23 protein-coding genes are annotated in these 22447 nt (G+C 62.9%); 9 read left to right on the forward strand and 14 right to left on the reverse strand.

Annotated elements, in window-relative coordinates:
• Positions 1-4 precede the first annotated feature (4 nt).
• Positions 5-217 carry a hypothetical protein gene (locus OXS31_RS18570; protein ID WP_145003622.1) on the reverse strand — a complete coding sequence of 71 codons (213 nt, stop codon included), beginning with the start codon at positions 215-217 and terminating at the stop codon, positions 5-7.
• Between the two features lie 14 nt (positions 218-231).
• Positions 232-822, reverse strand: coding sequence for a type III secretion protein (locus OXS31_RS18575; RefSeq protein WP_267401300.1), 591 nt, complete (start codon positions 820-822; stop codon positions 232-234).
• A gap of 84 nt (positions 823-906) precedes the next feature.
• Between OXS31_RS18575 and OXS31_RS18580 the strand changes: the two genes are divergently transcribed.
• Positions 907-1689 carry a tetratricopeptide repeat protein gene (locus OXS31_RS18580; protein ID WP_267401301.1) on the forward strand — a complete coding sequence of 261 codons (783 nt, stop codon included), beginning with the start codon at positions 907-909 and terminating at the stop codon, positions 1687-1689.
• 8 nt (positions 1690-1697) lie between these two features.
• Here the strand turns inward: OXS31_RS18580 and OXS31_RS18585 are convergent, their stop codons facing one another.
• The 7 genes from OXS31_RS18585 to OXS31_RS18615 all read right to left on the reverse strand — a co-directional run bounded on the left by OXS31_RS18585 (position 1698) and on the right by OXS31_RS18615 (position 7329).
• Positions 1698-2084 (reverse strand): hypothetical protein, encoded by a 387-nt coding sequence (locus OXS31_RS18585; RefSeq protein ID WP_267401302.1) that lies wholly within the window; start codon positions 2082-2084, stop codon positions 1698-1700.
• Entirely contained in the window at positions 2081-3382 is a 1302-nt protein-coding gene (locus OXS31_RS18590; RefSeq protein WP_267401303.1) for a type II and III secretion system protein family protein, read from the reverse strand. Before OXS31_RS18590 ends, OXS31_RS18585 begins: the two co-directional genes overlap by 4 nt.
• The gene (gene sctV, locus OXS31_RS18595; protein WP_115946934.1) at positions 3379-5475 is read right to left on the reverse strand and encodes a type III secretion system export apparatus subunit SctV; all 2097 of its coding nucleotides are present in this window, start codon (positions 5473-5475) and stop codon (positions 3379-3381) included. The genes OXS31_RS18590 and sctV overlap by 4 nt, the downstream gene beginning before the upstream one ends.
• Positions 5468-5809, reverse strand: coding sequence for a tetratricopeptide repeat protein (locus OXS31_RS18600; protein WP_115946935.1), 342 nt, complete (start codon positions 5807-5809; stop codon positions 5468-5470). The genes sctV and OXS31_RS18600 overlap by 8 nt, the downstream gene beginning before the upstream one ends.
• Complete coding sequence (locus OXS31_RS18605) at positions 5802-6131, reverse strand: hypothetical protein (RefSeq protein ID WP_115946936.1); 330 nt, start codon at positions 6129-6131, stop codon at positions 5802-5804. Before OXS31_RS18605 ends, OXS31_RS18600 begins: the two co-directional genes overlap by 8 nt.
• Entirely contained in the window at positions 6128-7039 is a 912-nt protein-coding gene (locus OXS31_RS18610; RefSeq protein ID WP_267401304.1) for an FHA domain-containing protein, read from the reverse strand. The genes OXS31_RS18605 and OXS31_RS18610 overlap by 4 nt, the downstream gene beginning before the upstream one ends.
• A gap of 128 nt (positions 7040-7167) precedes the next feature.
• Positions 7168-7329, reverse strand: coding sequence for a hypothetical protein (locus tag OXS31_RS18615; protein WP_181902077.1), 162 nt, complete (start codon positions 7327-7329; stop codon positions 7168-7170).
• A gap of 615 nt (positions 7330-7944) precedes the next feature.
• Between OXS31_RS18615 and OXS31_RS18625 the strand changes: the two genes are divergently transcribed.
• Positions 7945-8046, forward strand: a complete 102-nt coding sequence (locus OXS31_RS18625; RefSeq protein WP_258874379.1) for an excalibur calcium-binding domain-containing protein — start codon at positions 7945-7947, stop codon at positions 8044-8046.
• A 7-nt stretch (positions 8047-8053) separates the two neighbouring features.
• On the opposite strand, the gene OXS31_RS18630 is transcribed toward OXS31_RS18625, so the two are convergent.
• The 3 genes from OXS31_RS18630 to OXS31_RS18640 all read right to left on the reverse strand — a co-directional run bounded on the left by OXS31_RS18630 (position 8054) and on the right by OXS31_RS18640 (position 9752).
• Positions 8054-8605: a hypothetical protein gene (locus OXS31_RS18630; protein WP_115946938.1), complete on the reverse strand. Its 552-nt coding sequence runs from the start codon at positions 8603-8605 to the stop codon at positions 8054-8056.
• An 11-nt stretch (positions 8606-8616) separates the two neighbouring features.
• The gene (locus OXS31_RS18635) at positions 8617-8850 is read right to left on the reverse strand and encodes a hypothetical protein (protein ID WP_115947020.1); all 234 of its coding nucleotides are present in this window, start codon (positions 8848-8850) and stop codon (positions 8617-8619) included.
• A gap of 146 nt (positions 8851-8996) precedes the next feature.
• A complete protein-coding gene (locus OXS31_RS18640; protein ID WP_115946939.1) occupies positions 8997-9752 on the reverse strand; it encodes an SDR family oxidoreductase in 756 nt (251 codons plus the stop codon).
• A 104-nt stretch (positions 9753-9856) separates the two neighbouring features.
• Here OXS31_RS18640 and OXS31_RS18645 point away from each other — a divergent pair, with 104 nt between their 5' ends.
• The gene (locus OXS31_RS18645; RefSeq protein WP_267401307.1) at positions 9857-10735 is read left to right on the forward strand and encodes an AraC family transcriptional regulator; all 879 of its coding nucleotides are present in this window, start codon (positions 9857-9859) and stop codon (positions 10733-10735) included.
• Positions 10736-10843: 108 nt separating this feature from the next.
• Here the strand turns inward: OXS31_RS18645 and OXS31_RS18650 are convergent, their stop codons facing one another.
• Together OXS31_RS18650 and OXS31_RS18655 are read right to left on the reverse strand one after the other, a co-directional pair.
• The gene (locus OXS31_RS18650) at positions 10844-11083 is read right to left on the reverse strand and encodes a hypothetical protein (RefSeq protein ID WP_115946941.1); all 240 of its coding nucleotides are present in this window, start codon (positions 11081-11083) and stop codon (positions 10844-10846) included.
• Positions 11083-11319: a hypothetical protein gene (locus OXS31_RS18655; protein ID WP_267401308.1), complete on the reverse strand. Its 237-nt coding sequence runs from the start codon at positions 11317-11319 to the stop codon at positions 11083-11085. The genes OXS31_RS18650 and OXS31_RS18655 overlap by 1 nt, the downstream gene beginning before the upstream one ends.
• A gap of 215 nt (positions 11320-11534) precedes the next feature.
• On the opposite strand from OXS31_RS18655, the gene OXS31_RS18660 reads away from it, so the two are divergent.
• From OXS31_RS18660 to OXS31_RS18685, 6 genes are all read left to right on the forward strand, one after another.
• Positions 11535-11948 carry a hypothetical protein gene (locus OXS31_RS18660; RefSeq protein ID WP_267401309.1) on the forward strand — a complete coding sequence of 138 codons (414 nt, stop codon included), beginning with the start codon at positions 11535-11537 and terminating at the stop codon, positions 11946-11948.
• Positions 11949-12290: 342 nt separating this feature from the next.
• Positions 12291-12554, forward strand: coding sequence for a hypothetical protein (locus tag OXS31_RS18665; RefSeq protein WP_115946943.1), 264 nt, complete (start codon positions 12291-12293; stop codon positions 12552-12554).
• 1737 nt (positions 12555-14291) lie between these two features.
• Complete coding sequence (locus OXS31_RS18670) at positions 14292-14924, forward strand: DEAD/DEAH box helicase family protein (protein WP_267401310.1); 633 nt, start codon at positions 14292-14294, stop codon at positions 14922-14924.
• 87 nt (positions 14925-15011) lie between these two features.
• Complete coding sequence (locus tag OXS31_RS18675; RefSeq protein ID WP_267401311.1) at positions 15012-16955, forward strand: DEAD/DEAH box helicase; 1944 nt, start codon at positions 15012-15014, stop codon at positions 16953-16955.
• A gap of 940 nt (positions 16956-17895) precedes the next feature.
• Complete coding sequence (locus OXS31_RS18680; RefSeq protein WP_267401312.1) at positions 17896-18525, forward strand: ParA family protein; 630 nt, start codon at positions 17896-17898, stop codon at positions 18523-18525.
• A gap of 2595 nt (positions 18526-21120) precedes the next feature.
• Positions 21121-21984, forward strand: coding sequence for a replication initiation protein (locus OXS31_RS18685; RefSeq protein WP_108576311.1), 864 nt, complete (start codon positions 21121-21123; stop codon positions 21982-21984).
• Positions 21985-22447: the final 463 nt, after the last annotated feature.

Below are 22447 nucleotides of genomic sequence, written 5' to 3' on the forward strand. Positions count from 1 at the left end.
CCTCCTACTCTTCATCGTCCGAGGACATGGCTTCCTGGAAGATCTCCTGCGCCCTGGGCATGATGATGAACTGCCCGCCGATGCTCACGGCGTTGCTGATCAGCTCATCCTGCAACTGGGCGTCGGAGGTCTGGCTCTTGGCCGAGTCGACGGCGGCCTCGAAACGCTGGGTGGTGTCGACCGGAACGTCGCTGGCACCTACGGGGGTAACGGACATGGGAAACTCCTGGTTCAGGGGGACGAAGCGGCGCGGACCGGGACGGTTTCTTCCCGCGCCGCGCCACGGAATACCCGCACGCCACCCTGGGACGGCGCCCGGGTGGGGATGGCGGGCGGGGTCTCCAGCCGCTGCCGGAGCCATTCGACGAAGGCCGGCGAGCCGGAAGCGAGGAGGCCGCTAGCCCCGGGCAATGCCCGCAAGGCCAGGGGATTACCGGAGACGCCATAGGCATCCAGGCGCTCCTGCACCTGCGCCACCGCCAGGCCGCCGGTGGCGATACGCTGTTGCTGATTACGCGCGGCCGGCGTCACGTGCAGCGTGTTGCCGTCATAGAACCAGGCGAGCCGCGCGCTCCGGGCCAGCGCTTCGAGGAATTCCCCGGCGGTCGCCGCCTCCAGCCGCGCCGGGGCCTGGCCTTCGACGGTCGCATCCACGTCTAGCGGTAGGCCGAGGTTGCGGCCGAACGCCTCCAGCACCTCCTGCAGCGGCTGGTCCACCACTACGTAGGGGTAGGGTTGCGGCCACCAGGCCGGCTCGACCCGCGCCTGAGCCGGCAAGGCCAGGAGCAGGACGAGGCAGGCTGGCAGCCAGGCGCCTGGCACCGTGATTCGACGCCCGCGCCTGTCCCACGACGGGCACGCTACGGCTACACTGGCGCTCCTCGTCCACCGCCAAGAGGCTGTCCGGTGCCCAGTCGTCGCGCTTTCGCTCTCGCTCTCGCTCTCGCTCTGCCCTTGCTGCTCGCGGCCTGCAGCCACACCCCGCGGGATGATGAACAGACTCGTCTTACCCAGTTGGCCGATGACGTCGCCCAGCGCGGCGACAACGCCACGGCAGCGGCGCTCTATCAGCGGGCCAGTCAGCTGCCCGGGGCGAATGCCGATCTCTGGCGCCGCCTCGGCGACATTCGCCTGGCCGGCGATGACCTTTCGGGCGCCGCGGCGGCCTATCGTCAGGCCCTGAGCCTGGCGCCGGACGATGCGCGCAGCCAGCTCGGCCAGGGCACCCTGTATCTGCGCGAGGGTCAGGCAGCACTTGCCGTGCCCCTGCTGGAGCATGCGGCGCAGGCCTTGGACGACGGCAGCAGCTGGAGCCGGCTGGGCCTCGCCCGGCTGTTCGCCGGCGACGCCACGGGAGGCCAGGCCGCCCTGGGCAAGGCGCTCGCCCGCGAACCCGGCAATGCCGATATCCGCGGTAACCTGGCCCTGGCCTACGCCGTCGCCGATGACCCCAGCAAGGCGCTGCAGACCCTCGGCGATCTCGGGCAACAGGCAGATGCCCTGCCCCGCCAGCAGCGCAATGCCCTGATGGTGCTGGTCCTGGCCGGCCAGGAGACCCGCGCCGAGCAGGTCCCCCTGGGCGCCCGGGATGCCGCGCAGCGAACGCAGCTGCTGCACCAGGCACAGCGCATCGCGGGGCTGCCCAGTCTCCAGGAGCGGATCACGGCGCTGGGTCTTCTGCAACCCTGAGTTCCGACTCATGGCTGCCCCCGGGTCGTGGCCTGGGCATCCTGGTCACGCTCGCGCTGCCGCTGCTGCAATTCGTCTCCTTGCAGATACCGGTGGGCCGCACGCCCTACCGGCGCGGCGAAGGCCGGACCGGTAGCGCGACCGACCCGCAGATCGTCCTGGCGCTCCACCATCTCCAGCAGGTTCAGCGCCGAGGTGCAGCCCGGCGGCAAGGCCGCTGGCGGCTCGCTGGTATCCCAGGCCGCGCAGCGTCGCGGTAGCAGTAAGGTCTCACCGTTGGCGGTGAGCACCGGCCGGTAGCCGTGGGGCAGCGGTGGCGTCTCCAGCGACGTGGCACAGCCAGCCACCAGCGCCAGTCCCAGCGGCAGGATAATGCTAGCCAGACGCCTGCTCATCGGACGTAGAACCCGAAGGGTTGCCCGGCGGCCTGGCCGCTGGACAGGCGCTGCGGCGGATCCAGCGGTGTGCGCAGACGCTCGGGATTGCGCACCGGCTCGACTAGGTAAGGGGTGATCAGGATCACCAGCTCGGTCTCGTTGCGCTGGAAGCGCTTGGAGCGAAAGAGGTTGCCCAATACCGGTAGGTCACCCAGCCCCGGCACCTTCTCCAGATCCTGGGTGTTGTTGCGCTGGAACAGCCCGGCGATGGCGAAGGTCTGGCCACTGCCCACCTCGACCCGGGTATCCGCGCGGCGTACGCGGAACGAAGGCACACTGATACCGCCCACGCTGACCGCTGTCTCGCTCAACAGGTCGCTCACCTCAGGACGCACCTGCAGGGCAATGCGCTCATCCGGCAGCAGCGTCGGCTTGAACAGCAGCGACACCCCATAGGACTTGTATTCGATACCCACCAAGTCGCGGTTCACCGGCACCGGGACCGGGACCTCGCCACCGGCGAGGAAACTGGCGGTCTCGCCGCTGACGGCGGTGATGTTCGGTTCCGCCAGGATTTCCAACACTCCCTTGCTCTGTAGGGCTTCGAGGAGCGAATCGATATTGACGTTGCCCGAGGTCAGGCCGGCGCTGATCAGGTTGGAGGCGCCGCTGGCCGCCTGGGCGGGCAACGCGCCCCCGGTCAAGAAGCCGAAGGAAAAGGTGCCGTTATTGAACAGCGCATTCCAACTCACGCCGTAGCGCAGCAGTTCACTGCGCGACACCTCGGCGAAGCGCACGCGAATGTTGACCTGAGGCGATCCCGCGTAGCGCACCGTGTTGACGCTGCCCTTCCAGGTCTGTTCCCGCTCGTCGAGCAGGGCATCTAGCTCCAGGGCTTCACCGACGTCCGCGGTGCGTCCCCGCGCCGCCAGGCGATTGCCCGCACCCCGGACCTGCACGTCGCTGCCAGGGTGAGCCTGGCGCAGAGCCTGGGCCACCCCGGCCGCATTGGCGGACACTTCCAGCGCGATGTCGGCCAGGGTGTCGCCCGACGCGTTGACCGCGGAAAGGGTAGTACTACCGGGACGCTTGCCAAACACATAGATGACCCCGGCCGAGACTACCTGCAGATCGGCGATCTCAGGGTCGGCTACCAGTACCGTATCCACCGGAGCCTTGAAATGCAGCAGGCGACCCTGGCCCGCCTCCAGCGCCAGTTGGCGCGGCAGGCCAGCCGCCTCTGCGCCAGCGTGATAGCCCAGAGTCAAACCCAGCAGCGCCATACCCAGCCAGAGTGCCCTCGTCATCCGCTTCATACGGGGCTCGCTCCCGCCAGGGCACGCGCCCGGCGCGGCTCCTGCAGCTCGCCACCCGCTACCACCCGAGCGGCATGCAGGCGATAGTCGTCGGCGATCTCGGCGAACGACAGCACCGCGCGCAAGCCACGCAGTCGCTGGCGGGCCAGCCGCCGCACGGCTGGGCGCAAGCCGGGATGCACCACCAGCAGGGGCGGGCGGTTCGCCTCGCGACAACAGGACGCCAGCGCCTCCACCAGCACGTCCGCCAGTTCGCTCGGGATCTGCTCGCCCGGGCCACGGCGAACCGCCGCCAGGAGCCGCTCTTCCAGCGCCGGAGCCAGGACCAGGGCACTGATCAGGCGCTCGGGATCGGCATGCCGATGGCTGATCTGGCGGGCTTGGGTCCGCCGGAGTCGTTCCACCAGCAAGGGCGTCTCGGTACCGGCACCGCTCTTGACCACCCCTTCCAGCACGCCACGCAGATTCCGCAGCGAAACGCCCTCGGCGACGAGCAGCCGCAGCGTTTCGGCCAGGCGCGGCAAGGGTACGCAACGCAGCGCCTCGCGCACCAATTCGCCATAGTCCTGCTCCATGGCCGCCACCAGCGCCTGGGTCTCCTGCAGCCCGAGAAACTCGGCGGCCTGCTCCTGATAGAGTCGGCGCAGGCCCTCGGCGAGCCAGTCCGGCAGGGACCAATGGGCCAGCTCGGCTGCGTCGAGCAAGGAGCCGTGCTCGGCAGCGACCCAGAAGGTTCCGGCCTCCCCCGCCGCCTCGGCGGGAATCTCGAACAGCGCGAGGCGTTCCGCGTCGCCCCGCACCAGCAGGACGCCGCTCGGCCAGGCGCGGCCGTCCAGCGGTACTTCGTCCAGCTCGAAGCCATAGGCGTCGACCGCCGCCGGATCCCGGACCAGACCACAGCGCGGCAAGGCCAGGCCCAATTGCTCCTGAACACTAAACCGCGCCGCCTCCAGGCGCTGACGGAGCGCCGCGCGATCCATGGCCGCGTCCAGACCGCCGGCGAGGCGCAGCCGTAGCCGCCCCTGTAGGTCTTCCGCTGCCGCCGGCTCCTCCACGTCGACAAGGGCAGGATCCTCTACCTCCACAGCCGCGGCGGGCACGCTTGGTGCAACGGCGCGCGCGCGCCGACCCGCGGCATAGCCGCAGGCGCCCAGGATCGCCGCCAGCACCAAGAACACCAGGCTGGGGAAGCCAGGTACCGCCGCCAGCGCGAGCGTGACGGCCGCCGTGAGCAGGAGCGCAGAGCGACTGGCACCCAGCTGCTGGAAGATCTCGCCGCCCAGGCTGGTAGTGGCCGCCTCGTTGCGTACGCGAGTCACCACGACCCCGGCCGCCACCGAGATCAACAAGGCTGGAAGCTGGGCGATCAGGCCGTCGCCGACACTTAGCAGGGTATACAGGTGGGCCGCTTCCGCAAGGCTCAGGCCCCGCTCCAGCATCCCGATCAGAAGGCCGCCCAGCAGGTTGACGGCGAGGATGACCAGGCCAGCGATGGCATCGCCCTTGACGAACTTCATCGCCCCGTCCATCGCGCCGAACAGCTGGCTCTCACGCTGCAGGTCGGCCCGGCGGCGGCGCGCCTCCTGGGCATCGATGTCGCCGCTGCGCAGGTCGTTGTCGATGCTCATCTGCTTGCCCGGCATCGCATCCAGGGAGAAGCGCGCCGCGACCTCGGCGACCCGCTCGGAGCCCTTGGTAATCACCACGAACTGGGCCGTGGTGATGATTAGGAAGATGACCAGGCCGATCACCACCTCCCCGGCGATGACGAATTCACCGAAGGCCTTGACGATATGGCCGGCGTTGCCCTGGACCAGGATCAGACGCGTGGTGCTGATGGCCAGGGCCAGGCGGAACAGCGTACTGAGCAGGATCAGCGGCGGCAGCGCCGAAAGCTCCACCGGATTGGTGAGGTAGAAGGCCACTACCAGGATCAGCAGGCTGAAGGCGATGTTGATGGCGATCAGCACGTCTATCAGCGCCGTGGGCAGGGGTACCACCAGCATGACCACCGCCATGATCATGAACAGGGCAATGATGATGTCGGTGCGCCGCGCGGCGACCTGGGCGAACCCGCTCAGCCGCTCAAGCATGGATGGCCTCCTGGCGAACCCGGGCAAGCCAGGGTTGCAGGCGCTGGCGGGCTTCGTCACGCCGACCAAGCGCCCAGAGCGCCTGGCTGGAAAGAAGAAGCACCTCGGGCCGGTCGGCCGCCTGACCCGCCAGCTGGTCCAGCGCCGCCAGGGCGCGCGTCGCCTGGCCGCTGGCAAAAAAAGCCGCGGCCAATGCCAGGCGTAGCTCGGCCTGCGCCGGGGCGAGCCGGTCGGCTAGTAGCAGCAAGGCCAGCGAACGCTCGGCATCGCCCGCCTCGCGGTAGAGTTCCGCCAGCCGCTGGAGCAAGCGCGTCGTCAGGGCATCATCATTCATGTTCGCTCTCCAGGGGATGACGTTGGTCCGCCAGCCACTCCAGGGTTCGCAGCTCGTCCTGCAGCAGCTGTTGCGCCTGCTCCAGAGTGATGGGATCGAGGCCGAGGGCGGGCAGGCGTCGCTCCAGGAGATCCCGAAGCAACCGGGGCGCCTCGGCAAACACGCTGGCGTGCTGGGAGGAGCCGCCCGGACGGTCGAGGCTGGCCGCTGGCGGTGGGGTCGGCTGGGCTCGCGCCGGTTGGGCAGCCGGCGTCGCCAGGGGGTGGTGGGCAGCGGCGCGTGGCTCGACGAGCCTGGGCAGCGGCTCGTTGCCGACCCTCATCGACGCGCCTCCAGGCGCGGGACATCCAGCAGCACTCGGCGCTCACCCTGCGCCAGCACCAGTTGCCGGTCGGCGATTCGCGCCAGGGTCCAGCCATCGCCGAGGGCCGCACCTTCCAAGAGGCGCTTGCCCTGATCGACGACGACATAGGGCGCAGGTCCGAACCAGACCGCTCGCACCGCCAAGGCGGGCGGCGTCGACAGGGCCTCCACGCGCACGGCGTCGTGCCAGGGGTAGCGGCCTCCGCTCACCTCGTCGAAGCGCCGCTGGACCGCGATCCAGGCCGCCTGTTGGGCGGGCGTGATGACCCCGCTGGCGATCAGGCGATCATCCTGCCACCCCAGGCGAATCGTACCGAGCTGCCTGGCGTCCAGAAGGGGCTGCATGAGCGCCTGCGGGTCCGGCGTTGGCGTGGCCAGGGCCGGTAGCGCAGCGGTGGGCGCCGCCTGGGACGTCGGTGCGTTCACTGCTGGCCACATGGCGTAGGTGGTCAGACAGACGCCCATCAGTATCGCGGCGGCGCCCCACTGCCAGGGCAGGCTGACGGACGCTCCAGCCGGCGCGACCGGGCCCCTCAGCACCAGGCGTGCGGCGCCAAGGGTCAGTTCCACCGGCAGTGCCAAGCGGCAGCCCTGCCCCGCCTGGAGCGTGAGACCGGCACCGCCCTGCAGCAGTTGCACGGCGCCGCGCCGGGCCCGTATCTCGACATCGCGAGTGGTGAGGTCCAGCTCCAGATGGCCTTCGACTACCCCCTCGTCGAGCAGGACGACGTCGGCGCCCGGCTCCGCGCCGACCCGGTAGCGGGCGCGGGATAGCGGCAACTGGACACCCCGGTGCCGACCTTCCAGCACAACAAGCTGGAGGGCATCGACGAGCGTGGTGGGCAATTCGATGGCGGCGGCGGTCATGATCGGAGGACTCCCACTACACCGGCGGCTGGCCAGGCAATCCGAAGATCAGGCGCTCGCGGACGGCAGTCGCGCAAACGCCGGGAATTGGAGGCGCAAGCGGCGCGCAGCGCCACTCGCGCAGACGGCTAGTTCTGCGGCCGTTGCTTGGTCGCGTCGAGCTCAGCCTTCTTGGCAGTAGTGAGTTCGGTGATCTTGGCGGATTTCTCGATGGCCATGTCGAACACCGCGGACATCTTGTCGATAGCGGCGTCGGTACCGCCGCTGCTTACCGGGGGCGTATTGCTCATGGTTTAGCTCCAGAAACGAGGTCATGGTGGGCGACGTAAAGTGTCGCTTGCGTAACCGAACGACTGCCTGATCCGAGCGAGGTCGGGATGGGCATCGGCGCAATCCATGCTAGGCAGGCCCCCGCCGTGCGGGTGTTAAAAGTTGTGAAGTGGGATGAAGCCCCGACTAGGTGTGATGCAGTCGGCGTTCGGGCCACAGGTTGGGTCTGGCAGGTCCAGCCCATCTCGCGGCGATCAGATGACGTAGGGTGCCGTACCAACCATCTTGTGCGGCCGCCGGGTGGCGCCCGCGTACCAGGACAATACAGATGTGAATGCCGAGCAGGTGCGCCAGGTCGCCGCGTGGGTCTATCGCCAATACCTGAAGGATCGGTCGCTGCTGGACCTCAAAGCGCAGGCCAAGGCGCAAAAGCGTGGCCTGAGGCGGAGCAAGTACCACCGTGGGAGTGGCGCCACGCCGCGCGTGATCAGCGTCAAAACGCGCAAGCTGGAGAGGGCGAGCCGCCGGCGGCAGTACCGCCGAAGCGACCGACATCCTTCTCTCAATTTGGCGAATCGGAGGGCGCCAGCGCCGCGGGATCCTTCAGCTGCACACCGCTGAAGGCCTGCAGGCAGATGGCGAGCTGTGCGGAGGCGAAGTATCAGCTGCAGCACTGTGGCAACGGCCGGATCGATGGCGACCACGACGGGGTGCCGTGCGAAGCCATCTGCCGGTAGTTGGTGACTAGCGCGCCCGGATGGGGCCTTCTGCCGAATGCTTCGCGGTATGAGCCGCGATCAGCTGTTCGAGGAGAGCGGCGACGTCTAGACGGCTGAGCAGCTCACCCCCCACGACCGCTGCAGGCTTGAACACGCGGCCGGCCTTGCGGGTGTTCCAGTCGCCGATCACCACGTGGATGCCCTGCACCTGGCCTACCGGGGGAAGCATGCCCCAGGTCTTGGTGTGGCTGGCGTAGGCTAGCAGGGCGCCCGCGAGCTCTTCGTGCAGCGCCAGGCGCGCCGCGTGATCCTTCGCCGCCTCGTAGTTGGTCAGGGCGTATTGCAGCACGTCCCACGCCTGGACGCCCTTGGGCAGCGGTAGCCCGCCGCGCTGGCATGCGGCGCGGTAGCCCTCGACCGAGAGCTGTGTGACCAACCGGGCGCCGTGCTCCGGATTCACCGAGTAGATCCAGACCGGCACCGTGTTGGTGGGGTTGCCCTGCACGACAGCGTTCCAGTCTGCCTGCTGGGTGGCCGCTTCGAAGCGCCTTCTCTCCGCTTTCTTGATGTCGTCCATTGCCAGGCCTCCTACTCATCCAGCCCAGTAACGCCGGCGCCTTTCCACAGCCGCTCAGCGACCTGGCGGATCAGCACGAGATCGTCCTGTGTGCTTGGCGAGTCGGGTAGGTGACCGATGAACGCCAGCTGCGCGATTTCGCGGCAGAAGTCCGCGCGCGAATAACCGGATGCCAGCAGGCCCTGGTAGGCCGTTTTGCCGAGCAGCCGCTCGGCCGCGGCGTCGAAGTGTTTCTGGGTAGCCATGTTCCAAATGCCTCGAAAGTTGTGGGAGATCCGTTCCACGCTATCGAGCATTTGAAAAATGCAACTTGCTGTAGGGTGGCCTTCCCTGGCCTGCTGCTACAGGCGGTCTCCGCTCGAAGCCTAGGCCGCACTGCGCGCCAGATTCCTCAGGCTACGGCCGCCGCACGGGCCCACTCTACGGCATCCTCCCCGGCCGGAAGCATCGACGGGCAGGTCGGGTCGGTTGCCGCGCGCCATACGCCTTCGGCGACATCCTCGGCATAGGTCACCGCCGAGGTATCCTCGCGCATGGCTTTGAAGATAGGCGCGGCGAAATCCCGATACTCCGCCGGAAAGTCCCTGGGCATCCGCGCTTTGGCGTTCTCTCCGAAGCGCGTCGTCGGGCTACGGCCTGGCAGTACTACCCGTACCTGGACATTGAAAGGCTCGAGCTCCAGGGCTAGCGAGGCGCTGAAGGCATTCACCGCCGCCTTTGACGCTGTGTATACCGCCAACAAGGGCAGTGCCTTGAGGGTGACGGTGGAAGTGACGTTCACCACCACTCCCGACTGGCGCTGGCGAAATTGCGGCAGGAAGGCCTGCGTCAGCGCTATCAAACCGAAGGTGTTGGTCTCGAATATTTCCCGGATGGAATCCATCGACATGGCCTCGACGGCACCGGCGAAGCCGATCCCGGCGTTGTTGACCAGCACGTCGATCGGCCCGGCGGCTTCGACCAGCGCTTCGATGCTTTGCTGCTTGGTGACATTCAGCGGCAGCACGCGCAAATGTTCGCTGCGGGGCAAGACCTCCTGGTTAGGGGTACGCATGGTGGCGATGACCTTCCAGCCGCGATCGAGAAAGTGCTTTGCGGTCTCCAGACCAAAGCCAGACGAACAACCAGTGATCAGAATGGTTTTCATGGGGGTGACGCTCCATTGAATAGCGGAAGGGCTACGATAGGCGTCGACGCCTGGACTTTACACAATAGGAAGTCGCTAAAACATTTGTCAGAGTCCGAAAACTGATGGATCCACTCGCCCAAGTCGTTGCCTTGCTGCAGCCCGGCGGCGCCCATACCAAGCTGGTCACCGGTGCAGGGCAATGGACGGTGCGCCAGCCCGCCGGTGGGCATGCCTTCTTCTGCGCCGTACTCGAGGGCGGCTGCTACGCCGAGTTCGATGGTCACGAGCCCATGACGTTGAAGGCTGGCGATTTTGTGCTGATCCCGGCCAGCCGTGGCTTCACCATGTCCAGTGTGGAGCACACCTCGGGTATCACGATCCCCATGGCCCCGGGCGAAAAGCGCTTCGGCACTCCCACCGGCCCATCGGAATTGCGAATGATGGGCGGCTATTTCCTGTTCGGTTCGCCGGATGCCGAACTGCTGGTCTCGCTGCTACCGCGATCTATTCATGTCCAGGGCGAAGAGCGGTTGCGAACGTTGGTAGCCCTGGTTCGTGATGAGTCGCACCACGAACGGCCGGGGCGGGAGATGGTGATAACCCGTTTGCTGGAGGTGCTACTGATCGAGGCGCTGCGCTCGTCCCAAGGCACCGCCGCCTCACCGGGCCTGCTGCGCGGTCTGAGTGACCCACGCCTCTCCGGCGCCATACGCGAGCTACATGAGCACCCTGCAAAACCCTGGACAGTGGCGGACCTGGCGAAGATCGCCGCGCTATCACGCTCGACATTCTTTGAACGCTTCAGCCGGGTGATGGGCATATCGCCCATGGAGTACCTGCTGGCCTGGCGCATGTCGCTGGCCAAGGATCTGCTGCGACGAAAGGCAGCCAGCATCGGGGAGGTGGCGGAGCGGGTAGGATATGCCTCCGCCAGTACGTTCAGTACTGCCTTTTCCCGCTACGTGGGGCTGGCGCCGACGCAATATGCTGCCGAAGCATGACTGCGCTGCGCACGGGATATGCCGCAACCCTGGACTGGAAGAAAAAAGGCCTTTCGACTGGCTCGTGCAGAAGCCACGTAGGGCCCGGCCACAGCTCCAGGATCATGCTCACTCGGAGGATTCCAACAGTCGGGACAAGCCCTCGGGTTCTATCCCCCATCCCTCCCCCAGCGTGAAAGTTGGGTGATCGTGAAACCGGTCAGCTTTACCCATGCTGACACTCATGGCTTCACCGGTGACTCCATGGAAATCGCTACAGGCGTCATAGTCGACGGAGATTTCCGCGTCGTATCGCTGTAGGAGGTCTCGTAACTCGGTGAGGAATGCGATCCGTGTGGTGTTATCCATCAGTTCGACTCCTGTAGGCGTGCGCAGGAAGCAACGAAATGATGGGTGTCACCGAGCAGCGCGCTCCGTGCAGACGCGTCACACAGGTGCCAGTGCTCGTCGGCCACCCGGAACCGGCCCAAGTAATCCAGTCCCTCGAGATCTGCGGCGGCAATCTGCTCTCCGTCGCCCAAGGCGGCAACCGCACGCTCCCGCTCCGCATACAGTTCCTGTAGGACTTTGGGGTGCCTGTTCATCTTGCGCTCGCTCAATACTGATGGAATCGCCTCCTAGGCTAGCGGCCTTCTGGAAAACGCAAACACCGGGCACCTTATCGCTTGTCGGGGACCGCACATCGAAGGATGGCCAGGTCTGGGCGCCAGCTGCGTTTATCCTGGCACCAGTAGGTCAGGCACCGCAAAGTGACACCGCCAGGGCCGCCCTGGATGCAAAGGAAAAAGGACTTTTGAACATGGCAATGAGTGCTGAGCCTGATGATGCGCCTGACTGGCTGGTGCAGAAGCCGCGTAGGGCGCGGCCGGTCGCTTTAATCGTGTGCCTTGCCGTCGGCGGCCTCGCGACATTCGCTGCCCTGGAGCTGGCCAGCCGGGCGCTGCCAGGTCCATCGGCATCCGTAGGTACTGACCACCCCGCCCTTCGCGCCGCGACTGCAGCTCATCCTGCCCCAGAGCCGGCCGATACCGTCCGCGGCACGGTCCGCCGCGCCACGCCTTCACCCGTGGAAGAAAATGCGGCAGCCGCGGCGATCTCACCCTCGAACAACCATCCGCCGGCAGCGGCGATCGGCAAGCAGACCGTCTTCAACGACCGGAACTTCACGCCACGCGGCGCCGATAACGTGGTGAGCTTCAGCGAAGCCCCTTGAACCCTGGCGCCAGAAGAGTCGCCCCCGCAGCCGACAAAGGTCACGGTGGTGCACCAGACACCGAGCATGAAGGACCGCGCCTGCTGGCCGTATAAGGCTGGCAGCCTGGAGCATCGCAACTGCCGATCTGCCGTGGGTCTTCAGTACCGGGACTAGCGCGAATGCCGACCGCCGGCCAGATCTACGGGGTTCACACTCGGGGTGTGCTCAATCCGGCGTTTGCCTAATCAGTTGCCGTGTTGTACTGACAGTGATGTCTCCTTCAGCAGCGCCGGCAAACAGCGCTCGCTCTTGGGTCGCGATGAGGAGATAGCTGCCACTTCGGCTTGGAGGCTTTTGCCTATGCTCAACAACCGCTATCGAATCGCCCTGGGCGGGAGGTCATTTTCACCTAAGTTCCAAACGGATCCTCCGTACGCCGCGGCTTGGAAGCGCGGTCGGGGCCTCGCGCAAGCACCGGGATCTTTCCAAGTCGAGGTCACCGCGCGCATCGGTATCAGCCAGTCCGCGTACGCGCAGCAGGAACGGACCGCGAAGCCGCGTAAAGCTACCCGCGAGAACATCGCGGCAGCTTTGGGCATCGCACCGGACCTGCTGGACGTCTGAAAAGATATGCTCAATTTCCACCGCTTGCGCTTGATCGAAGCGTACCTCTTGCATGGAGACTGCGCCCTCAACTGAGAAGGGACGGAGCTATGCGCGACGAAGTGGAACGGGTGAGCCTGCACGCCTATGTCCAGGCGTTTTTCCCATCCAATTTTGAGGTGACTCTAAGGCGGAGCCTTAGGGACCCAGATGACCGGGTTCTCATGGTTCGTAACGCTATTACCGGCAAATCCGCGGGCTACGAGGGCTCGGCTCTGTCGATACTAGACATCTGCTCGATGGGAAACATCGCTGTGGTGCTATGTCAGCGCCTTAGTGACCAAGCTGCTGGTGGTCACGGAAAAGTCAGCGAGCGTGACAGTAAGGCCTAGACCGGCCTGGACCAGGCAACGATTATTTCCGGAGGTACTCGGGGAATCGAGTACTCGCGTCAGTCAGGTACTGCTTGCCGTCCTTCCCCATGCACCAGGTACTGCCGTACTGGCGGAAGCTGATGAACTGACTGCCTTCGATATCCATCCTCGCTGCATGCCGGAACTTGCGATGCCATGTGGCCTTGTCAGCCTTCTCGCTTTCGCAGGTCGTCATGCCAACGATGGGCGTCTTTCTTCGGCTTCGACTCATAGCTGCCACCCTGGGGCATCAGCACGCCGCTCTTGCATGGTCAGCATGTGGAAGTAGCGGCGAGGGTTGCCGCACATGAAGCAAGAACAGACCTTACCGTGATTGGCAAATATACCTGCCATCCTGGCGTCATTCGTCCACGCCTCATGGGCACTCTGCTTTCGGTAGAACTTGGCCTTCACGCGTTGCGCGTGATGCCTTCTCTCGGATCGATCCATGGTCATCTCCAATGGCCAGATCCAAGAAAGCCCCGGAGACAAATCTGATGAGGCTTCTGATGGGGTGCTGCTTAATGAGCTGAGTAGGTCCTGCTGCTAGCCGTACACTTGAGTCAAGCCGCACGCCTCCTCGCCCTGAGGCGGTCTGCTAAGGATACCAGCGCCATAGTATCGAGGTCGTTGCAAATGGCAAAAAGGTCCTGGAAAAATTTATCTCAAGGCTTCCCGAATCGGCAATAAAGCTGACACAGCGCTCTACCGCTATGGTGTCAGCGCCGCTGCTGAGTGCGCGCGGCCTTGTCGGCTATCTAGATTTCAGCGAACTTTTCCACTTACATCCAAGTGCTAAGCTGGCGCAGGAAGTGGACCACAAGCTCCTCGGAGGCCTACCACGGCTTCTCGGCCCGATCAGTCGGCGCAGCCCTGCAGGTCCAGATAGCTTGCGTTCTTCACCAGCGTAAGCAACAGCTTGAGCTTGATTGATGCGTTCTGCTGGGATTCTGCTGGACACGGCGATGGTCAGCAAATCGCGTCGGGACCGCTGCATAGGGGCGCTCCGTGGCGCCCTAGATCGGGAAACCGAGCTGCAGGCACTGCTACCGTTGTTATCCACCATATTTCTTGCCACCCGCGCTGGCTATGCTTGGCGCCGATCCAGGCGATCCGCCGCGGCGAGCAGGTGCTTTCGAACAAGACGCCGCTCAGGGAAATCACCGGCCTGCTGGGTACCTGGTCAGATGAGGACCTGGCGGCGCAGCATGGAGTGACCCCTGCCCGCTATGCCAGCGCCCGTCAGCGCCGGACTATCCCTATGCGCCGGCGCGCACCTGAAGCACCAGCCGAATCGGTGCGATAATCCCCCCCTCCCCTACTACGTCACCGCCGCCCACTACCGATGCAGTTTTCTTCCAGCCTCCTCGCCCCCCACCAGCTCGAAGCCCGTGCCCGCATCCTGGACGGATTCAAGCGGCGCGCCCGGCTACAGGTGCATATGGCGTGCGGAACCGGCAAGACTCGGCTTGCGCAGGGTGTCGCCGCGGCGCTCGATGCCCGCAGCATCGTCATCTTCCTACCCTCGCTCGCGCTGGTCAGCCAGACGCTGCAGGCCTGGGTCAGCAACGCCGAGTTGGATCTGGAGCGCGTACTGTGCGTCTGCAGCGACGAGAGTGTGGCCACGCTCGACGATGAGCACGAGGTGCTCGAGGATCTACCGGTGGCGGTCACCACCTCCCCTGAGGAGATCGCGCTAAAGGTCGGTACCCTGAGTCGAGACCTGATCGTGCTGTGCACCTACGCCAGTGCTCCTACCCTCGCCCTGGGCCTGCCGCCCGGCTTTGCCTTTGAGCTGGGGATCCTCGACGAGGCGCACAAGACAGCCGGCGCCGCCGGCCGGCGGAACAGCTTCGCGCTGAACGATCACCCTACCCTGCGCATCGACAAACGCCTTTTCCTCACCGCGACGCCGTTGGCCATCGCCGAGGAGGAAGGTCCGGCCGGGACCGGGCCCACCTACTCCATGACGGACTAGGCCGTCTTCGGTCCCGTCGCCTACGAGCTCAGCTACTCCGCCGCTGTCGCCGCGGGGATCATCTGCGATTTCCGCGTCATCATCTCCGTGGAGGAAGCGGACGACGAGCAGCTCGCCGAAGCGCTGGACGACGAGGAGCGCCGCTACGCGGTGCATGCCCAGGAGCTGCTGCGGGCGATGACCGACGTCGGCGCCCGAAAGGCCTTCGCCTTCTACTCGCGGATCTCGCAGTCGAAGCGCTTTGCCGCCGCGCTGCGGGAAGCCGTCGGCGAGGGCGAGTTCTGGGCTCGCCACATCGATGGCTCTTTCCCCTCGTGGCAGCGCACGCGGTTGCTGCACCAGTACGGCCGGGCTCCGCGCGCAGCGCTGTCTTGCGCACGCTGCCTGGCTGAAGGGGTGGACGTGCCGGATACCGATCTAGTCGCCTTCATGCACCGGCGGGAAAGCCACGTGGACATCGTCCAGGCGCTTGGCCGTGCCGTGCGCAAGGCGCCGGGCAAGCGCTACGGCTTTGTCCTGATACCCTTGCGCCTGAAGCAGAGCTCCGGCGAGTCCCTCATCCAGGCCGTGGCGCGCAGCGACATGTCCACGGTCTGGCGGACCCTGGCGGCGCTCGCCGAGCAGGACGACGCCATGCTCAACGAGGTGCAGCGCGCCGCAGTGGACCAGGGCGAAACCGGACAGCCTGCCTCCCCCGGCTGGTTCGACAAGCTGCACGTCATCGCGCCTGCTGGCCGTCCCGACGCCGGCGCCTGGGCCGCCAGCCTCAAGGCTGTGCTTTCCACTGAGCTCGTTGGGCGGATCGCCGGCAGCTGGCCGCACTTTTACGGGCTCCTGCGCGCGTTCGTGACTGACCGCGGCCACGCCCGGGTCGCGCGCAGCTATCGCACACCGGGTGGGCACACCCTGGGCGCCTGGTGCTCACGCCAGCGCGCGCTCCACCGGCTAGGCCGGCTTGCGCCTAACCGTGCCGAGCAGCTGGAGGCCATCGGTTTCGAGTTCGATCCGCGAGAGCATGCCTGGGAGCGAGGGTACGAAGCCTTGCGCAGCTATCTGGCTGACACTGGATCGCCCTCCCCCGCCGTCGACGTCGTCACCGCAGACGGGCTCGCCCTGGGCCACTGGTGCAGCGAGCAGCGCAAGGCCTATCGCCTCGGCCGGCTGGCGCCGCGGAAGAAGCAGCTGCTTGAGGCCCTGGGCTTCATCGTGAGCCCCTCCGACGACGCCTGGGAGAAACGGTATCAGGCGCTGGTGGCGTTCAAGGAGGAGCATGGCCACCTGCGCGTTGCTCAGCGCCAGGTGCTGGTAGACGGTACGGATCTGGCCGACTGGTGCCGGAACCAACGCAGCCGTCAGATCGACCTGTCCAGGCGTGATCGGCTGGCCGCCCTAGGCTTCGACTTCCACGCTGGCGTGCTAGATGCCCGCTGGGAAGCCGCCTATACCGCGCTGAAGGAATTTGGCGCACGGCAAGGCCATGTGAATGTGCCGCTAGACTTCGTGCTGCCTGATGGGACAGCGCTCGGTACCTGGGTGGGGAATCAGCGCGCGCGCTACCGCGACGGCCAAATGGACCAGCAGCGCATTGAGCTCCTGAACCAGCTGGGTTTTGTGTGGGAGATGTTCGGTGCGGCCTTCGATCAGGGCCTGCAGCACCTGGAGCAGTTTAAAGCCGCGCATGGCCACTGCGATGTGCCGATCGCCTACGTGACTGGCGATGGTTACAAGCTCGGCAGATGGTGTTCGAATCAGCGTACGCGGCTGAAGGAAAAACCGGACGATCCGGACCACGGCCGTCTGTTGGCCGCTGGGTTTTCGTTCGATCCTGCTGAAGCTGCTTGGCAACAGCACTATGCAGCGCTCCAAGACTACCTGGCTGCCAATGCCGGCGCCTCGGTACCGGTGAAGCATGTAACTGCCGACGGGCTGCGGCTGGGTTCGTGGGTGTCTCGGCAGAAAACCCTGCTGAAGGCCGGCAAGCTCGCCCATACGAAGCATGCTGCGCTGCGCGGCTTGGGCGTTTTCTCGTAGCAGTCTGAGCAGCGAGATGACTCACAGCTGCCGGCAACCCTTTTTAGCTCACGTTCAAAATAGGAACGCGGGAGCTTCCAAACGCCCTCAGCATTACCCCCTGCGCAATCTGGTACGCACGTAAGTGCTTACGCACTTACGTATTTATGCGCTTACTCGCGGAAGCATGGGCTCACTTTCAAAACGGTAGGAGCTGAGCGACGCCCCTCGCCTATGCAGATCAGTTCTTGCCGGGAGCCTGGCTTCCCAGCAAATACAGGGCTCCCATGTGCTAACAGGTGCGGAATGCGCAAATGCGCACACACTTAAGCAAGCACCTAAGCACCTAAGCGCTTAAGCCCTTAAGTGAGCGGCTATTCCAATTTGTTTAATGAGTGATCAGGTCGCCGCTAAGAGCGCACCGTAGATATCCGTGCTCGCATAAGCACCCAAGCACCCAAGCACCCAAGCATGTGTGGGGGTCGCCATTCCGGCAAGCTTGTTGGCCACCGGTCTCTACGGGAACGACGAAAGAGTCGCCGCATTGATTTCGGTGCATGAACCGTTACTAACGGGCGGCCTAGCGATACCCGTTATGGCTTACATCTATCTGCTTACACCGGTTAACTATCTCCGACTTCAACGCAAAACTACCGTTTGTGACGCGAATGCTTATATAAGCAAATGCTTGGTTACGCACGTAGAGGGTGTCGATACTCGGGCCTCAGACTTGATTATTTCTAAGCGGCCCAAGCAACCACCTGGAAATCATAGGACACATGCAAGCATTTACGCATTCAAGCACATGAGTGCTTACCTACGCACGCGTACGCTTGAGCGTGCGAGCATGCAAACGTATACTCGCACGAATTGCTTGCATGAACGCTCGCGTAAGCACGTACGTAAGCAAATGAGCAAACACGCACATAAGCGGGCGAGCGCGTACTTAAGGAGATCTCTAGTGAAAACAGTGGTGATTGCGTCGAGGAAAGGCGGTGTTGGTAAGACCACTACGACGGAAGTCCTGGGAGTGGAGCTGGCTCGCCGTGGAAATCGGGTAATGCTGATAGATACGGATCCGCAAGGCAGCCTTACCGAATGGTGGCAAGAGCGTGAAATTGAAGAGCCGCAAATGTCAAACGTCCCATACGAGAGCTTAGGGGCGGCACTCAACGTGCTGGAAGGGGAGGGGTACAACTACGTCCTCATCGACACACCCCCCGAGTCTAACGACGTTATCACTGCGACTGTAAAATTCGCTGACCTCGTGATCATTCCGGTTAAAGCAGGCCCACACGATTTGCGTGCAGTAAGGCAGACGCTGACGTTGGTGAAGGATGAGAACAAGCCCTTTGTGTTCCTTCTGAACGAAGTGACGCTCAACACGAACATTACTAAAGACGTGATGGTGGCTCTGTCTCAGCACGGCAAGCTTTGCCCACCGATGCCGCGCCGTACCATCATGGTCGAAGCCGGTATTGACGGTAGGGTACCGCAGGAGCTTCGACCAAGCTGCTCGGCAGCGCGGGACATCAGAAAGCTGTGCGACTACGTTTTGGAAGAGTTAGAATCCCAGCAAGCACGTGCTTAAGTGCTTGCTCAAGCACTTAAGCACTCGCATGCATGTCTAAGAATTTGCATAGAAGGTAGGACCCAATGGCTCGCACTCCTCGAGATCTCGGCTCAATGCTCAACACCTCCAAAGCGGCGGAGCCTGTCACATCTGCAGCACCGTCAGTACCTAGTGTTACTCAAAGCAACCCGGTCGCTACACAGCATACGACCGAGGAGCCTGCGCCAGCAGCGAAAGCTGGACAAAACAGGACGCTCAGCGTGAAGTGCGACGCTGACCGATACAGGAAACTCCAGTTGGCGCGTATCGACCTAGGGCTGACAGGCCAGGACATCTTCATCGAAGCTTTCGATCTTTGGTGCGAGAAATACGGGCGATAGACCGCACGTTGCCTGAAAGCGATGTCTGGCATGCGATATCTCAACGCTTCTGCCAGATATCATGAAGTAGGTCAGCGCAACTTGATGCATATCCTCAGCGCCTACACCTTCAGTCACAGCGGTGAACGTCTCAAGCTTGTTGGCCGCGTTAGGCTGATAGCTGCTTACAACGTAATTCACCGACCGGTGTGTCTAGTGCTGGCTAGCTTTAAGCTGGTGTTGTTGTCATTAGCTCGCTTGCCAGCGCGCCGCACCTAGGATCCCATCCTCAAAGCCTCCCAGGACTGCTGCTGATAGCTGTATTGGGATTCGTTGCCAGCGTTCCGCGCGCTCCTGCGGCACCAGATCATCAAACCCCTTAAACCCTAATGGGGAGCTGGTATTCGTGGCAGGCGAGGGCGGGGCGACTGTGCATCGTGGCTGGTTAGCTGCTTGAAGCACTCATCAGGTACTGATCGCCCAGAGCTGCTCGAAACTTGCTAAACCTCCATGGTTGCGCACCTAAGTTAGCCAACCTGGTCGTACCAGCGTTTTTTGGTAGGTGCAAAGCTGCCGAGACCTCGATCAGTGAGGAACCTTAGTGCGTTAGGGTCAATATCCGGTGCTTAGGCTGTATGCCTTGGACATCAATGAATTTGGCGATCGGTGCCCTTCTGAGCAGAAGGTGATCACGTGCCATCTAGGAAGCTTGCTGTTTTGTGTGTGGGGCGACGTCGACTCTAGAATCGGGCGCATGGCGCTAGTACGGCCCGTTTTCGGTGTATTCCCATCAGGATCACAGCGTTAGGTATTTGACGAGGGTCTTAACAAGGTCTCGATGGTTTGCGAAGCCGGTTGGATCCCCTGGACCTGCTGTCGACGAATATTTCGTTGGGCTGCCATCCGGTGGAAAGGGTAGGTGCGCAGACGTACAGGACCTTCACTACGCAGGCTACGGTCCCTCAGCCGTGATCTGTAGTCGATTACAGATCAACGTCTATGCCGAGGCGTGCTTATCCACAGCTGCCTTCCCTTTAAGAGCTTTTTAGATCTTTATTTCTTGTTTTTCTCTTGTTTTTAAGACGCTGGAAGCCGCGCCAGCAAAGGGTTCCAAGGGGGGTATCGACTACAGAATCCGGTAATGCGACTAGGCATTACGGCTGACGCGACTACGAATTCCGGGTCGGTCGACTACAGATTCCGGCAGTCACGACTACGGATGCCGGCTGTTATCCACCGGTGAGCAGTCCCACCTGCTACAAATTGCGGCTGTCCAGATGCACAGCGCTAGCACGAAGGCGATAAAACGCGGGGTTAAGTTCGCTCCCCCTCGAGGCGTTCAATGTGAAGACCGCAGGAAAACCTTACTAAGTTACTGATTTTAAACGATAAAATGTGAGATCGTGCCTATCCGAGGCGGGCTTGCAGGTTGCACCTGCCATCGTCATCAAGCGCCTCGTACCAGTGGCGAGAAAATGCGTCCATCATGTCTAGCGACTACAAATTCCGGTAGTCATCGCAGCAATACTTCTCGGTCAACGACTACAGATTACGGCTTGGCCGTCCTCTAACCTGCTGAAACGACTACAGATTCCGGTATCTCATACCGCATGATCGAGTGACCCTCCTCCTTACGACTACAAATTACGGCACTAAACAGACGCTTAGGGAGCAAAAAATCGTTTTGCTCGGCCGATCGACTACAGATTGCGGCTGTTTAAGGGCTGACCTCTCCTAATGACTACAGATTGCGGTATAGGCGCAGCTAGACACCTATTCCGTGGTTCGAGCACGGTCACCGCCCACCCGATACGACTACAGATTACGGTACCCAGCCGCTCAGACCGATCACTGCGAGCCTAGAACACGTGTCGGCCATGCAATGCGACTACGGATTACGGTAGTGCAGCGGTCAGACCAGCTATGCCGCACTAAAGGGATTTCTAAGGTGGGCGTTGCGACTACAAATCACGGTACAAACGCCTCTCAGCAGGCCTCTCGGTAGCACGCTACGCTCCCTCTGATCGATCCGACTACAAATTACGGTACTCGCGTGTCCGCTCGGACGATGTTTTACTACCTGCCAATGCGTCTCCTCGAGACGACTACAACTCGACTCTGCCTGATCGCCAAGGCAGTTGATTGTCGCGCGGAAAGCGCGCCGTGCGGGCTTTTGACTCTTTTTTCGCTTGACCCGGTATCGACTACAGGGGAAGGCACTAGTAGGGTTTAAGGCTTCCTACCAGGTCCCTCCATGTCAAAGGTATCCACCTCCGTTCCTGATCAAGCTGACCCTCGGCCGATTCGGGTAACGAAGTCAAATACGCTCATCACAGCGTCGTATCGGCTTACCCTCAACGAGCAGAGGCTCATTTTGGCTGCGATAAGCCAAATCGACCCTCGGAAAGGGATGCCGAAGAAGATTTCTGTGTCTGCACTGCTCTATTCAGAGATATACGGTGTGCAGCTTCGTCATGCCTACGAGCAGATGAAGGAGACGGCCGACGTTCTGTTTGAGCGCGAGGTGAAGACCTTCGATGGATCTGCAGTGGAACGTAAGCGCTGGGTCGATGCTGCGCGTTACATCGCTGGCGAGGGGAGGGTGGAGCTGTCCTTCACGATCCACGTTATGCCGTACCTATCCCGACTTCACACCAAGCTCACCAGCTACGACCTCCGCCGGGTCGCACGTCTCGACTCTACTCACTCGTTTCGGCTCTTTGAGATGCTCATGCAGTTCAAGAAAACCGGATGGGCATACATCGAGATCGAGACACTCAGGACCGCTTTAGGGCTTTCTGACGCCTACCAGCGCTTTAACAATCTCCGCCAGCGCGTGATTGATCCTGCTGTGGAAGAGCTGCGTACCAAGAGTAGATTGGATGTCACCTACGAACTGAAGCGTGAGGCGAGAAGAGTCGTTGCGATCAAATTTATGTTCAAGGATCTCGCTCAACAGTTACCGCTCAACCTGGGTGACGAGGAGCTTGTGCCCTTGACTGAAATTGATCTGCCGGAGGATCCCAGCTTGCTGCTGGCGTCCGCCTTCGAAGATTTGAGCGAGGACGATCCGAACTTCACCTTCCCCATTGATGTAGATGAGTCCGGTGGCGCTTAGCCGAATTCTGCATCGGTTAGCGTGGAACCCTGTCGCTCACGATCCGCAGGTCTTGCCAAAGGTGTTTCACCGACAGCTCAGCATTAGGCGACCTGCGTAGAAAGCTCATCATCGCGCGATCCTGCCACCCAGGTTGTGGAGTGCCTTTGCGGCTTGCGGGTCTCCTTAACACCCCTTTCATTCCAAATGGCGCTAGACCTCCCACAAAATGGCGTCGTACTGGTCGTTCGGCAAGCCATGGGGGCTCGGCTTGCAAAGGACGCTGACGGCTAGGGTTAGCCACGTCGGCTATAGGCTGGGGTACTGCCTTGGTCGCCGCTGTTTCACGCTGAGCAGCACTACTTCTCATCCTTCCATCAGTACCTACTCACCTTCCTGTGAGGCTATCCAAAAAAACCACATATTCCACAAAGCCTAATTTTCTATGCTTGACCGTGACCTCGCTTCGCTGTTCAATGCCGCT

Source organism: Pseudomonas sp. GM_Psu_1, assembly GCF_026544185.1.
GTDB classification, from domain to species: Bacteria; Pseudomonadota; Gammaproteobacteria; order Pseudomonadales; family Pseudomonadaceae; genus Chryseomonas; species Chryseomonas oryzihabitans.